The 14,507-nt window shown below is 41.2% G+C and carries 14 protein-coding genes; 11 read left to right on the plus strand and 3 right to left on the minus strand.

The genetic code is table 11. The features are described 5' to 3' along the window. Positions 1-13: 13 nt before the first annotated feature. Positions 14-1,186 carry an iron-containing alcohol dehydrogenase gene (locus tag M0R79_RS00775; protein WP_248416830.1) on the minus strand — a complete coding sequence of 391 codons (1,173 nt, stop codon included), beginning with the start codon at positions 1,184-1,186 and terminating at the stop codon, positions 14-16. Positions 1,187-1,293: 107 nt separating this feature from the next. On the opposite strand from M0R79_RS00775, the gene metG reads away from it, so the two are divergent. The 8 genes from metG (at position 1,294) to M0R79_RS00815 (ending at position 8,450) form a co-directional block, all read left to right on the plus strand. Further along, entirely contained in the window at positions 1,294-3,336 is a 2,043-nt protein-coding gene (gene metG / locus M0R79_RS00780) for a methionine--tRNA ligase (RefSeq protein ID WP_248416829.1), read from the plus strand. A gap of 64 nt (positions 3,337-3,400) precedes the next feature. Further along, a complete protein-coding gene (locus M0R79_RS00785) occupies positions 3,401-4,192 on the plus strand; it encodes a TatD family hydrolase (RefSeq protein ID WP_248416828.1) in 792 nt (263 codons plus the stop codon). Further along, complete coding sequence (rnmV, locus tag M0R79_RS00790) at positions 4,185-4,769, plus strand: ribonuclease M5 (RefSeq protein WP_248416827.1); 585 nt, start codon at positions 4,185-4,187, stop codon at positions 4,767-4,769. Before M0R79_RS00785 ends, rnmV begins: the two co-directional genes overlap by 8 nt. Then, a complete protein-coding gene (rsmA, locus tag M0R79_RS00795; RefSeq protein ID WP_248416826.1) occupies positions 4,744-5,640 on the plus strand; it encodes a 16S rRNA (adenine(1518)-N(6)/adenine(1519)-N(6))-dimethyltransferase RsmA in 897 nt (298 codons plus the stop codon). The genes rnmV and rsmA overlap by 26 nt, the downstream gene beginning before the upstream one ends. Positions 5,641-5,751: 111 nt before the next feature. Further along, a complete protein-coding gene (locus M0R79_RS00800; protein WP_248416825.1) occupies positions 5,752-6,423 on the plus strand; it encodes a hypothetical protein in 672 nt (223 codons plus the stop codon). A 14-nt stretch (positions 6,424-6,437) separates the two neighbouring features. After that, positions 6,438-7,349, plus strand: a complete 912-nt coding sequence (locus M0R79_RS00805) for an ABC transporter ATP-binding protein (RefSeq protein ID WP_248416824.1) — start codon at positions 6,438-6,440, stop codon at positions 7,347-7,349. Further along, complete coding sequence (locus tag M0R79_RS00810; protein ID WP_259560707.1) at positions 7,303-8,109, plus strand: ABC transporter permease subunit; 807 nt, start codon at positions 7,303-7,305, stop codon at positions 8,107-8,109. Before M0R79_RS00805 ends, M0R79_RS00810 begins: the two co-directional genes overlap by 47 nt. A 77-nt stretch (positions 8,110-8,186) precedes the next feature. Then, positions 8,187-8,450 carry a Veg family protein gene (locus M0R79_RS00815; RefSeq protein WP_375163565.1) on the plus strand — a complete coding sequence of 88 codons (264 nt, stop codon included), beginning with the start codon at positions 8,187-8,189 and terminating at the stop codon, positions 8,448-8,450. A 91-nt stretch (positions 8,451-8,541) separates the two neighbouring features. Here M0R79_RS00815 and M0R79_RS00820 read toward each other — a convergent pair whose 3' ends face one another. Both M0R79_RS00820 and M0R79_RS09250 read right to left on the minus strand, forming a co-directional pair. Beyond that, positions 8,542-9,477: an IS3 family transposase gene (locus M0R79_RS00820; protein WP_310795419.1), complete on the minus strand. Its 936-nt coding sequence runs from the start codon at positions 9,475-9,477 to the stop codon at positions 8,542-8,544. Next, positions 9,381-9,968: a helix-turn-helix domain-containing protein gene (locus M0R79_RS09250; protein ID WP_310795404.1), complete on the minus strand. Its 588-nt coding sequence runs from the start codon at positions 9,966-9,968 to the stop codon at positions 9,381-9,383. The genes M0R79_RS00820 and M0R79_RS09250 overlap by 97 nt, the downstream gene beginning before the upstream one ends. A 126-nt stretch (positions 9,969-10,094) precedes the next feature. Between M0R79_RS09250 and pth the strand changes: the two genes are divergently transcribed. From pth to M0R79_RS00835, 3 genes are read left to right on the plus strand one after another with little or no spacing between them, the layout of a single operon-like run. Then, a complete protein-coding gene (pth, locus tag M0R79_RS00825) occupies positions 10,095-10,655 on the plus strand; it encodes an aminoacyl-tRNA hydrolase (protein WP_248416822.1) in 561 nt (186 codons plus the stop codon). Positions 10,656-10,666: 11 nt separating this feature from the next. Beyond that, complete coding sequence (mfd, locus tag M0R79_RS00830) at positions 10,667-14,221, plus strand: transcription-repair coupling factor (protein ID WP_248416821.1); 3,555 nt, start codon at positions 10,667-10,669, stop codon at positions 14,219-14,221. Next, positions 14,208-14,474, plus strand: coding sequence for an RNA-binding S4 domain-containing protein (locus tag M0R79_RS00835; protein WP_248416820.1), 267 nt, complete (start codon positions 14,208-14,210; stop codon positions 14,472-14,474). The genes mfd and M0R79_RS00835 overlap by 14 nt, the downstream gene beginning before the upstream one ends. Positions 14,475-14,507: the final 33 nt, after the last annotated feature.

The raw sequence follows: 14,507 nt of genomic DNA on the forward strand, positions 1-14,507 counted from the left end.
TTATTGCAAAATTTTATAGGGCGGTTTGATAAATTTGACCAGAAATTTCTAGCGTTTGGCTTTGATTTTCACCCAGTGCAGTCATTTGATGGCGTTCTAATTGTTGGACTAAATAATCAATGTCTTCAGCGTTAACACCAATTTCAGCCAATCTAACCGGCATATCGACCGATTTGAAGAAATCTTCGGTGGCTTGAATCGCTGCCTGATATTTAGCCTCATCATCACCGGCCTGAATCTGCCAAACATTCTCGGCGTATTGAACAATTTTGGCAAACTTTTCGTCTTTACGGACTTTCATCGTGGCCAGGATTATCGGAGTTAAGGTCTTGGCATGGTCGGTACCGTTAAAGGCAGTGATTTCATGACCGAGATTATGGGTTGACCAGTCTTCAGGGACTCCAGGACTCATGAAACCATTCAAGGCCTGGGTACAGGTCCACATAAAGTTGGCTCGGACCGCATAATCGTTATGGCCTTCTTTAATTTGTGGGCTGAGTTTAATTAAGGTCCGTAGGGCGGTCTCGCTCCAACCATCTTGAATCATAGCTTCAATGGGTTGGGTTAAATAGGCTTCCAGGACATGGACAAAGGCATCGCAAATTCCATTATTAAGTTGACGTTGCGGAAGCGTATAAGTTAATTCCGGATCTAAGACCGAGAACTGCGGGAAAGTATAGGGACTGCCGAAAGATAATTTCGCTTGTTTCTCTTTAAAGGTAATGACACCGCCAGAGTTCATCTCAGATGCTGTAGCAGGTAGGGTTAAGACACTGGCAAATGGCAAGGCTTCTTGAATGGCTTGACCTTGTCCCACCCCTTTAGCAAAGATATTAATGGGATCTCCCGGGAATTTGGCTGCTGCGGCAATGAATTTAGTACCATCAATGACTGAGCCTCCGCCGACGGCTAGGATATAATCAAAGCCTTCTTTTTTAATTTTGTCAACAGCTTTCATTAAGGTTTCATAGACTGGATTAGGCTCAATACCGCCAAATTCTGCATATTGTCGATTGCCAAGCGCCGTCAAGACTTTGGCCAAAGTGCCAAAGCGTTTGACACTGCCACCACCATAAGTAATCAGAACTTTTGCTTGTTTGGGGATGTATTTATCAATTTTCTCAATTTGACCCTGACCAAATAGAATCCGTGTTGGGTTATAGAAATTAAAGTTATGAATTGCCATTAAAAATCCTCCTTCTCTTATCATTAATTTTACCTGATTTAACTAGAAATATCAGTAATTGTGTTATACTATTAAAAGAATTATTGCGATAAGGGAGGCACTCATTTGTGACGAATCAATCAACTCAAGAAACATTCTATATTACGACCCCTATTTATTACCCCAGTGGTCGTTTACATATTGGGAATTCTTATTCAACCTTGGCCAGCGATGCCCTGGCCCGTTATCATCGCTTATTAGGCAAGGAAGTTTTCTTCCTAACGGGTACTGATGAGCACGGCTTAAAAATTCAACACAAGGCTGAAGAATTAGGGATTCATCCTCAAGCCTATGTGGATCAAATGGCCGAAAAAATCCAGAAACTATGGCAGACCTTAGAAATCACCAATGACTATTTCATTCGGACGACCGATGATTATCATGAGCAAGCCGTACAGGACATTTTTGAACGACTATTAGCCCAAGGAGATATCTATTTGGGCGAATATGAAGGGTGGTATTCCGTTTCTGATGAAGAGTATTTTACCGAAACTCAGCTAGTAGAAGTCTTTAAGGATGAAAACGGTAAGGTTACCGGCGGAATCGCCCCATCGGGCCATCAAGTTGAATTAGTGAAAGAAGAATGCTATTTCTTTAAACTTTCGAATTATGCGGATCGCTTGTTAGCCTATTATGAATCACATCCAGACTTTATTAAGCCGGCTTTTCGTAAGAATGAGTTAGTAAATAATTTCATTAAGCCTGGTTTAGAAGATCTAGCCTTGACGCGGACTACTTTTTCTTGGGGTGTGCCGGTCAAATCCAACCCTAAACATGTCATCTATGTTTGGATTGACGCCTTAGCTAACTATATTACCGCCTTAGGCTATGGTTCAGCGGATACGGCCCTGTTTGATAAATTCTGGCCGGCGAATGTTCATGTGATTGGTAAGGATATTACACGATTCCACATGATTTATTGGCCAATTCTGCTAATGGCTTTAGATTTGCCACTCCCTAAACAAATTTACGGTCATGGCTGGATCGTGATGAAAGATGGTAAGATGTCTAAATCTAAGGGCAATGTCATCTATCCAGAAACCTTGATTGAACGTTATGGTTTAGATGCTACACGTTTTTATCTTTTACGAGAACTAAGCCAAGGGAATGATACGGTCTTTACACCGGAAGATTTTGTAAGTCGCTTAAATTATGAGCTGGCCAATGACTTGGGTAATTTATTGAATCGTACGATTTCAATGATTAATCGTTATTGCCAAGGTCAAGTACCTACGGATTCTTCTTCAATGGAAGCAACAGCTTTTGATCAAGCTTTGGAAGAACATTTCCAAACTTACTTGACTAAATTCCACCAAGCTATGGAAGACTTGGCTTTAAATCAGGCCTTAGATCATGTTATGACCATGGTTTCTCGAACCAATAAATATATTGATGAAACTGAACCATGGGTGTTGGCTAAGGATGAAGCCAATCAGCCTAAATTAAATGCAGTGATGTTCCACTTAGCTGAAGCTTTACGGATCGTGAGTCATCTATTACGTCCATTCATGATTCACACACCTGCCAAGATTTTCCATCAATTAGGTCTAACTCAGCAAGAAGATTTATTATTCACCCAGTTACATTGGGGTGAATTCCCAGCTAATAGCCAAGTGGTAGCTAAAGGTGAGCCTATCTTCCCTCGCTTGGAAGTGGATGAAGAAGTAGCTTTTATTAAAGAAGTGATGAGTCCATCTCAAGAGAAGACCGATTCGTCAACAACTAGCGTGACTGATCCAGATTGGCATCCTGAAGATATTGAATTTCTGGTTGAAGAAACGCCTGAAATTAACTTTGACCAGTTTATTCAAGTTGAAATGCGGGTGGCGGAAGTCATTGATGTGGCTCCTGTGGAAGGATCTAATAAACTCTTACGCTTCCGTCTGGATGCCGGTGATTCGATCCATCGACAAATCTTATCAGGTATTGCCAAGGAATATCCAGATTATCAAGCCCTGATTGGCAAGAAAGTGGTAATTGCTGCTAATTTGAAACCGCGGAAGATGATGGGTTATTTGAGTCAAGGAATGATACTATCTTCTGAGAAAGATGGCGTATTGCATTTGCTTTTTGCTAATCAGGAAGCCGCCAATGGCGCTTTGATTGGTTAATGCTAAAGACCTAATCTCTTCAATGTCAAGAGGTTGGGTCTTTTGCCCTTAGAAAGGAGTTAAGATGAAGTTATTCGATACACATACTCATTTGAATGCAGATCAGTTTGCTGGTCGAGAAGCTGAAATCGTTGCGGCCGCTCAAGAGGCCGGTGTCGCATATCTGGCTGTGGTTGGATTCGATCAACCGACTATTGAGAAGAGCTTAGAATTGAGTCAGGAATATGCCAATATTATCAGCGTATGCGGTTGGCATCCAACTGAAGCCGCTAGCTATAATCGGCAAGTCGAGACTTATTTGGAAGAAGTCTTAAGTCGGGATAAAGTACAGATGCTGGGAGAAATCGGCTTGGATTATTACTGGGATACGGCGACGAAATCTGAACAAGAACGGGCCTTTCGTCGTCAAATTGCTCTAGCCAAGAACCTCCATCTGCCTATTACCATCCATAATCGGGATGCGACCGAAGATTGTTACCGGATTTTGCGGGACGAAGGCTTGCCAGCAGCCGGAGGGATTATGCACAGTTTTGGCGAAGATGCCGAATGGGCTCAACGTTTCTTAGATTTAGGCATGCATATTTCCTTCAGTGGGGTCGTAACTTTCAAGAAAACGATAGAAGTTCGAGATGCTGCCAAGATTGTGCCCGACAATCGTTTATTAATCGAAACCGATGCCCCATATTTGGCTCCAGTGCCTAAACGAGGCAAAGAGAATCAGCCGGCCTATGTACGTTACACCGCAGAACTTCTTAGCCAAGTCCGGGGCATAGAATTGGAAACTTTGGCTCAGTTAACCACTCAGAATGCTTTTGACTTATTTAAATGGTTCCCTGAGGAAGATCATGATGAATGAGATTCCCCAGGAAGTTATTGTGGTTGAAGGTCGCGATGACAGTCAGCGGCTAATCCAGACCTATGGACCGCAAATTAAGACCATAGAAACCAATGGTTCTGCCCTCAGTCGACAGACCCTACAGCAAATTGTGCGGGCAGCAGAAACAAGTGGCATTATCGTCTTTACTGATCCGGATTATCAAGGGGAGCGCATTCGCCGTTTGATTCAAGAGGCGGTGCCCGAAGCGAGGCATGCTTATCTAAGCCAAGACCAAGCGCGCGCCCAAAGACCAGGCTGCAGTCTAGGGATCGAACATGCACAAGCAGCAGATATACGTTCAGCTTTAGCCAAGGTGATGACCCCCCAATTGGCTAACGATTTAGATCGCATACCAATGGGCGAGTTGATGCGGTTGAAATTAGTCGGCCATCCTCAGGCTCGTCGCAACCGCCAGCGGGTAGCACAACATTTTAATTTGGGCCATTTAAATGGTAAACAATTGCAAAAACGCTTGGCCCAATATAATATTCAACTATCAGAATTGGAAAGATTTATGAAGGAGGCTACCGATGACCAAGCAACTACCAATTGCTAATCCAGCCCGAACTGCTAGCTTGATGAAAGAATATGATATCCAGATGAAGAAGAGTCTGGGTCAGAATTTCTTAATTGACAGCAATATATTAGACAAAATGCTAGCAGCGGGAAGAATTAATCAACACACTACGGTTATAGAAATTGGTCCAGGCATCGGCGCCTTGACTGAGTTCTTAGCTCAGACTGCTAAGCAAGTCTATGCCTTTGAAATTGACCAACGATTTGTTGACATATTAAGCGAAACCTTGGCTGACTATGATAATGTGAAAGTCATTCACCAAGATATTCTAAAGGTTGATTTTCAAGCGGAAGCTTATGCGGAACTGGCTCAGGCGGAAGATTTAGTGGTCTGCGCCAATCTGCCTTATTATATTACCACCCCGATAATAATGCATTTAATCCAGGCGAATCTCCCTTTTGACCGGCTGATAATGATGATGCAGAAGGAAGTCGCTGAGCGGATGACGGCGGCAGTGGGGACCAAGGCCTATGGGTCCTTATCTTTAGCGATTCAAAATCAAATGCAGGCCGAGCTGGCCTTTACCGTTCCTAAAACGGTCTTTATTCCACGCCCGAATGTCGATTCGGCTGTCTTGATTCTTAAACGTAAAAGTGAGCCCAGTGTTCCTGGGGAACAACGTTTGGCCTTTGAACATTTCGTGAAGGCGGCCTTTAGCCAACGTCGCAAGACTTTGTGGAATAATTTGAAGAACTATCCGGCTGACCAAGCTTTGAGTATAGATCAGTGGCAGAAAATTTTCGACCAAAGTCAAATTGCTAGTAATCGTCGCGCCGAGTCACTTGATTTGGCAGAATTTATTCGACTTTTTAAAAAATATCAACAGGTCCAAGCAGAATCGCTGGCTTAGAATGTGTACAGCCCTTTCATTATTAAGGGCTGTTTTTTATCGAATTTTATGCTGTCATCCCTTATAATGAAGGCAGTAGGAAATGGTTGAAATCATAAAAGGAGGAAGACAATGAATAAACAATCGGCGAAGAGAAAATATTTGATTCTTGGGTTATTGTTGACTTTGTTGGCTGTACCACAAGTTTCTGCAGAAATTATCAAGCGTCCTGATATTCAAGTCGATCCCAAATCAGGTTTAGTGATTGATGCTCCTTACAGTCCAGCAGATTATGCACCTTTTCTCTGGTATGACCATTATGACTATCAGGGGACCGGCAATGAGTTTGCGACCTATCAAGTGCAACGTTTCTATGAGCTCAATCAAGAAAATCGCTACCAATATCGTCAAATTTCTGGCAGTCTCATTGATTTTGTAATGGAAATTGGTTCTGAAGGCGTGGTAGAGTTAGCTAATTTCAATGATGAAACAGCTACAAATACGGATTATCGGGATCATGCGGATGCTCAAGATGACTTAATCAAGACGATTATTCCGTCCAGTCTAGAACCAGGGACTGAGTTCTACCAAAGTTATGGTCAAGATCGGCCGATGATGGTGGTAGGAATTCTGCAACAAGTAGAAGTGCTCGACCAGATGTACTATGATGTTTTACTGATTGAAAGTGCAGAAGAAAGCGAACCAGTGATGCGTTATTATTACGCGCCTAAGATTGGTTTGATTAAGGTCGAAATGGAAGATGGTGACCTATTGATTCAAAGTCAACTGGCTGCTTATCAATAAAAGAAGGTGAAGCGATGACCCCAGTAATCAATATTCAAGAACTTAGTAAAGTATATGGTCAAAAACAAGCCCTGACTGAGCTGAACTTACAAGTCCAGTCAGGCGACTTTTTCGCTTTTATTGGACCCAACGGAGCCGGAAAGAGTACGACCATTCGAATTCTATTGGGTTTACTCAATAAGACGTCCGGTCGAGCCCAACTATTCGGTCAAGATGTAGGTCCTCAAAAGAGTCAATTATTACAAAAAATTGCTTATGTACCTGCAGAAGTGAATTATTATAGCAAATTCAAAGTGAATGAAATTTTTAAATTTGCAGCCAGCATTCGTTCTCAGCTGTCGCCGGAGTTGCTCAATAATTTGGCTCAAGACTTTGATCTTGATTTGAATAAACGGGTCAAAGATCTCTCATTAGGGAATCGTAAGAAAATAGCCATTGTATTAGCCTTAGCTCAGCAAGCTGACTTGTATATTCTAGATGAGCCGACTTCGGGATTAGATCCTTTGATGCAACAAATATTTTGGCAGAAGATTCAAGAACAACACCGTCAAGGTGCGACGATTTTTGTGTCTTCACATATTTTGAGCGAGGTGCAGAAATATTGTCAACAAGTAGCCATTATTCGTCAAGGCCGAATCATCGCTCAAGGTCCAATGCAAGATTTATTGATTAATCAGAGCAAACAACTGATGATTAAAGGAAGCCTTGATCCTCAGGATTTATTGGGGATCAGTCACCTTAAAACAGAGCCCGGCATGTGTTCTTTCTTATACCAAGGATCAATGACTGACTTGTTAGCCTATCTTCATCGACATCAAGATCAGATTGTAGATCTCACTATTCAGCAACCCGATTTAGAAAGTTTATTTATTCATTATTATGCAGAGAAAGCAGGTGAAGCGGATGGTCTGCTTGAAAGAAGTTAGAGAGAATATCAGCTTAACTTTAATCTGGAGCCTACTTTTAGCAGCCATGCTAATCATGGTTATTTTGCTTTTTCCAGCCATGGCAGCCGATATGTCCAGTCTATTAGGCATGATGAGGAATTTAGGTCCCTTTGCTCAAGCCCTTAAGTTAGATAGCCTGCCAGTCAATCAATTAATTGGCTTTTATGCGATGGAATCTGAGAATATGTTGGGGATTGCGGGATTTTTTTTTGCGGCTTATTTGGGTGCCAAATTATTGGCCAAAGAAGAAGGCCAACATACTGCAGAATTCTTGTTAAGTTTACCGATTCGCCGGCGTAGCGTATATTGGCAAAAGTGGGCAGCTCTATTAACTTTACTTGTCATTTTTAATTTGATCATCATGGTCTTGGCTGCATTAGTCATTTACCTGGGTCAGCAAAGCCTTCCCTGGATTGACTTTATTCAGCTACATCTGGCACTTTTTCTGGTTCAGGCATTTTTTGCCGGGCTTACTTATGGTTTGTCAACTTTTTTTAGAGCTGAGAATTTAGCTCTCAGTATGGGTTTGGTCTTTTTACTTTATTTTATTAATATTATCATTAATCTCTGGCCAGCCCTTAAATTTTTACGTTTTTTCACTCCCTTTCAATTTGCCTATGCGGCAGATATCTTGAAGCAAGGCTTGGATTGGTCACTGATTGCCGTATTTATTCTGGTAACGGTCATGGTGTTATTTCTGGCGAGTCTACATTATGAGAACAAAGATATTCAAATTTAAGTAAATTCAAGTTAAATTTGGATAAAATCCTTGAACCCTAGACCATCTTATGATAGACTTGACTTTTTCTGAAAATTATGATAAAATATGGCGGTGAGGTGAAGACATTGCCAAAAGAAATTTCAGAGATTAAAGAATTTTTGGATGATCGTTTGGGTGAAACCGTAACGGTGACAGTGCAAATGGGACGCAAGAAAAAGAAAGAACGTCGGGGCATCTTAAAAGAAACTTATCGGTCTGTGTTTGTAGTAAACCTTGATCAAGATGAGAATGATTTTGATTGTGTTTCTTACAGCTATCGTGATATTCTAACAAAATCGATTGAAGTAAATTTTGCTTAAAGAAGAAACAAGTAGAGTGACCCCAAATAGTTGGACCAGAGAGATGAACACTATTTTGTGTTTGTCTCTCTTTTGGTTTAATGATAAATTGTTAAGCCGCTTGCGCTTTTCTATATGCCACAGGACTTAGCCAATTCAATTTTTCTTTAATTCGTTCTTCGTTATAATACTGAATGTAATCTGTGATTGCAGTTTCTAATTCCTTGTAACTTCGATATATTTTCCCATAATACATCTCCTGTTTCATCACACTAAAGAAATTTTCGATCGGGGCATTATCATAACAATTCCCTTTACGCGACATACTTTGGAATACTTGATGTTCTACTAGTAACGCCTGATATTCCTTCATTTGATAAGCCCAGCCACGATCTGAGTGGAAGGTTCGTCGATAGGCGCATTCTTTCGATGCTTCTAAAGCTTCTTTCAACGCCTCAATCATCGTGATCCGATTCGGTTGAGAAGATACTTTAAAACTAATGATTTCTAGATTATACAGATCCATAAAAGGATCTAAATACATTTTCTTAACTTGAAGTTTACCAGAATGATCTTCTTCATAATATTTGAATTCGGTCGTATCCGTAGTAATCTTTTGTCTAGGGATGGACGTCTCAAATCTTCGATTCATCCGGTTAGGAGCAATCCGTCCTAGGACTCCCTTGTAACTATTGTATTTTCGATATTTACGTCCGAAGTTTTTAACCTGAATCTTTAATACTTGACAGAGACGTTGGACTTTCTTTTTATTAATGTGCCACCCTTGGTTAACAAGGGTCGCATGAATCCGACGATAGCCGTAATTCGGATGTTTCTTACGAATCAACAAGATGGCATCTTTGACTTTTTGGTCTGGATCTGATTTTTTCCAATGAGCTTGCCAATACATATAAGTGGATTTAGGAAAATCAATCGCCGCAAGAATCTCAGCTAAAGTAAATCTTTCTTGTTGTCGGAGCTTGTGGATGATTCTTGCTTTGTCTTCATTGCTTTCTGTTGCCGCAAGCTCCTTAGCATTTCCAAGTATTCATTTTTTATCGTTTGCATCTTTAATTCATACTCAAGTTCTTCAATTCGTTTATTTGCCCACTCTAGATCCGTTATCTTCAATGGAATAGAAGAAGTTCGTTTTTCTCTGCTCGTTCGTTCTTGCTTAGACATTGGTGGCCTCCCTGGTTTGCGAGAAAGACCTTCAATCCCGTGGTTATGATACTCTTGACGCCATCTAGGAATCAGTGAAGGATTATTCAATCCCAATTCATTCGCCACATCTTGATAGGATTTCTCACTGGCTTCATACAAAGTGATTGCTTTTAACTTAAAGTTTACACTGTATGTCTTATTTTTTCGAGAGCGCATTAACCCTTTTATTCCTAAAGTTTTATAAGCGTTCACCCAGGTTCTTAATTCTTGGGAGGATTTAATCTTATATTTCTTCGTCAACGTCTTCATCCCGATGGTTCCAGAAAGATATTCGGATACAATTTTCATTTTAAATTCTAAACTATATTTAGCCATACAAATACCCCCTAAAGTTGGATCATTCGGTCCAACTTTAGGGGGTCAGTACAAAGTTAAGCCTAAGGCTTGCTTGTTTTTTTATGCTATAATTGGGTGTGCATTGATGATAGGAGGAGAATAATTATGAAATTTGTCGTTGGTTTAGGAAACCCCGGGTCGCGATATGCTGGCACCAAACATAATGTTGGTTTTGATGTGGTCGATCAGCTATTAAGTAAACATCAACTGACCTTTACCGATCAGAAATTTACGGCAGATTTCACTATTTGGCACCGCTCAGCTGAGCGGGTTCTATTGGCGCAACCTTTCACTTATATGAATTTATCTGGCCAAGCCATCCTCCCGCTGATGTCTTATTTCGGGGTTCATCTCGATGATTTATTAGTCGTCTATGATGATCTTGATTTAAGTCCTGGCAAGATTCGACTCAAACAAAAAGGGTCGGCAGGTGGCCACAATGGCTTAAAGAATATTATTGAATTATTAGGGAGCCAGGAATTTAAACGATTGAAAATTGGAATAGGTCGACCTGAGCCGGGTTGGAAAGTAGCGGACCACGTGCTTGCCCCTTTTAAAGCTGATCAACGTCAAGTAATTGATCAGGCGATTGACCAAGGTGTTGAGATTATTGAACACTGGTTAGATGGGACCGACTTTAAACAACTGATGAATGATTATAATTAGCAGGAGGATGTATGGGCTTTACTTATTTACAGCAACCATTTCGCAATATTGTTCAAGCCATTGAACAAAACAATAAAGCGTCCTTACCTTATTTAGTGACGGGGATTGATGACAGCGCACGAGCTCTACTCATTGCGCAAGTCTTTAAAGAAAATCCGCGTCCTTTTTTGATTATTGAGAGTAACTTGCAGAAATTACAGATGCTTCAGGATGACCTGCAACATGTCTTAGTAGATTATCCAATTATAACCTTTCCCGTAGAGGAAGCTTTGGCGGCTGAATTTTCTCAGTCTTCTTTAGATAGTGTGGCCGAACGGGTGGCCGCCTTGAATCTCTTGGTGAATCATCAGGCTGGTATTGTGATTAGTACTCCCTCTGGTTTACGCAAGCAGTTGTCGCCAGCCAAGGACTGGCAAGGAGAATTACTTAATTTACAGGTCGGTCAGGATTATGAAATCGAGGCCTTAATTGAGCAACTTAATTTATTTGGCTACCAACGACAAAAAATGGTCCTAGCTCCAGGTGAATTTAGTGTTCGTGGCGGGATTATCGACTACTTCCCATTAAATGAGGATAATCCGATTCGTTTGGATTTCTTTGATACAGAATTGGATGGGATTCGCTATTTTGATGCGGAAAGTCAGGAATCTCTAGATAATATAGAAGAAACCATCTTGATGCCAGCGACTGATGTCTTATTGACTCAAGACCAAGAAGCCAGCTTGCTGGATCGCTTCAAGCGAGAAGTTGATAAATATCTACGCAAGGTTAAAGATAAAGATTTGAAGGATCAACTTAGCAAGGCTTATCAACATGAAAGCCAGCTATTAGAACATGGGAATGGCTTGACTTATCCGCAAGCCTATTTGTCTTGGATTTATGCCAAGCCGGCCAGCCTCTTAGATTATTTACCGACAGAGGGCCTGTTGATTGTCGACGAATTTGCTAAATTAGCTGATTATGAAGCACGAATGGATCAAGAGAATGCATTCTGGTTGGAACAGGAAATTGTAAAGGGACGTATTTTACCTAATTTGGAAATAAAGCATTCTTCCGTCGAATTAATCAGAAATTTTCCAAGGTTCTCTTTACATTTAGCTTTGATGCAAAGAGGGTTTGGCGACATGCGCTTCTCAGGATTCCACCATGTCCATTATCGACCGATGAATCCTTTCTATAATCAAATGGCCTTATTGAAGACGGAAGTTGATCATTGGCTGCATCAAGGTGTGACCATCCAAATTCTAGCCAAAGATTTAAGTGAAGCTCGTCATACCTTACAACGATTAAAAGAGAATGACATTGAACCTGTCTTAATTCAAGACAAAGGCGGTTTAAATCCTAAGGTCGTTAATATTACCCTAGGCGATTTAAGTAAAGGATTTGAGTTGCCGCTAGATAAGTATGTTCTGATTAGTAGTCAAGACCTTTATAAGAAAAGTCGGCAAGCCAGGATTCGCAATAAGAACCTTTCCAATGCTGAGCGGATTAAGTCATACAATGAGTTAAAAGAGGGCGACTATGTCGTACATATTGCCCATGGTATCGGCCAATATAAGGGGCTAGAGACCATGGTCATTAATGGGATTCATAAGGATCTTTTAGTCATTGAGTATCAAGATCAAGCCCGAGTTATGATTCCGGTCGAACAAATTGACCTCTTACAAAAGTATGTGGGATCGGAACATAAGCAACCTAAAGTGCATAAATTAGGTGGGACAGAATGGGTAAGGACCAAGCAGAAAGTTCAAGCCTCTGTCGAAGATATTGCGGATGAATTGATCGAATTATATGCCAAACGTCAAGCAGAGAAAGGTTATGCCTTTTCCCCAGATACCCCAGAACAAGATGAATTTGAAGCAGCCTTTCCTTATGTTGAAACCGAAGATCAATTGACCTCCAGTCAAGAAATTAAAGCAGATATGGAAAAAGTCAGACCGATGGATCGCTTATTAGTTGGTGACGTAGGTTATGGCAAGACCGAGGTAGCCATGCGGGCTATTTTTAAAGCTGTGATGGATGGTAAGCAAGTCGCCTTCCTTGTACCCACGACCATTCTGGCCCAACAACATTACCACTCTTTAGTAGAACGTTTTCAACCCTGGCCTTTTGAAATCGGTCTCTTAAGTCGTTTTGTCCCTGCCAGTCAACAAAAGGAAACCCTGAATAAAATTAAAGACGGGGCCATTTCTATTGTGATTGGAACCCATCGCTTGCTGTCGAAAGATGTTCAGTTCCATGACTTAGGACTTTTAATCGTCGATGAGGAACAACGTTTCGGCGTCAAACATAAGGAACGCTTGAAGCAGTTAAAAGCCCAGGTCGATGTGCTAACCTTGACGGCGACGCCAATTCCCCGAACCCTGCATATGTCAATGATTGGCATCCGAGACTTGTCTTTGATTGAGACACCGCCTAACAATCGCTTCCCTGTCCAAACCTATGTCATGGAACAGAATGAAGGTGCGATAAAGTCAGCCATTGAGCGAGAAATTGAACGGGGAGGTCAAGTCTTCTATCTTTATAACCGGGTAGCCTCGATCTATCACCGGGCTCAAGAATTAGCTGATTTGGTCCCTGAAGCGCGTATAGCTGTGGCTCACGGTCAGATGAGTGAGACCGAGTTGGAATTAGTCTTATTAGATTTTATCGAAGGCCAGTATGATGTCCTAGTAACGACCACGATTATTGAAACAGGTGTTGATATTCCGAATGCCAATACCTTATTTGTTGAGAATGCTGACAAGATGGGCTTATCTACCTTGTATCAGTTACGGGGACGGGTGGGTCGGACCCATCGAGTCGCTTATGCCTACCTGATGTATTCGCCACTGAAACAATTGACCGAAGTTAGCGAGAAGCGATTAAATGCGATTAAAGAATTTACTGAATTAGGCTCAAGCTTTAAGATAGCTATGCGTGATTTATCAATTCGGGGGGCAGGTAACTTGTTAGGCCAACAGCAGTCCGGTTTTATCGACTCTGTCGGTTATGAAATGTACGCCCAAATGCTCCAAGAAGCAGTGAATCGACGCAAACAAGCTGACTCACAGCCAAGATTTAAGGAGCCCGTCTCATCGATTGAATGGAATATTGATATCGAAGCATATTTACCGGCGACTTATATTGAAGATGAGCAGCAAAAGATTGCAATTTATCAATCTATCCAAAAAATTAATGGCCCAGAAACCTATCGTCACATGCAGGATCAGTTGATTGACCGATTTGGTGAATATCCTGATGAGGTAGCTAACTTATTAGATATTGCTTTAATTCGTAGCTATGGTCAGCGAATAGGCTTGGAGAAGATTGAAACCAATCGGCGCCAACTTACTATTTATTTAACAAAAGAAGCGAGTGCGTTCTTTAAGGGACCGATGATTTTCCAAGCCTTACAGGACATCCCTTTAAAGGCTCAAGTTCAAGTGGTCCATGACCAAATTAAGTTAACCTTAGATATTTATCAGCAGGCCGCTGACCAATGGCTCAACTATCTGATCAAACTCAGTCAAACAATGGATCAATTAATCAATAAAAAGGAGGAAATAGACCATGCGTCTCGATAAGTTTTTGAAAGTTTCTCGTTTGATTAAACGTCGAACAGTGGCAAAAGAAGTCGCCGACCAAGGCCGGATTGAAATCAATGGTCAGACAGCTAAATCTTCTAGCCAAGTTAAGCCGGGTGATGACTTACTGATTAAATTCGGCAATCGCCACTTACAAGTTAGAGTATTGGAGTTGTTAGAATCCTCTAAGAAAGAGGATGCCGCTAAGATGTATGAAGTCATTCGCGAAGAATTTGTGAATCCAGCGGATTAACTGAGGCTAAAATAACAGTTTAATGAGGAATAT

This window comes from Ignavigranum ruoffiae, from assembly GCF_023195815.2.
Lineage (GTDB): Bacteria > Bacillota > Bacilli > Lactobacillales > Aerococcaceae > Ignavigranum > Ignavigranum ruoffiae.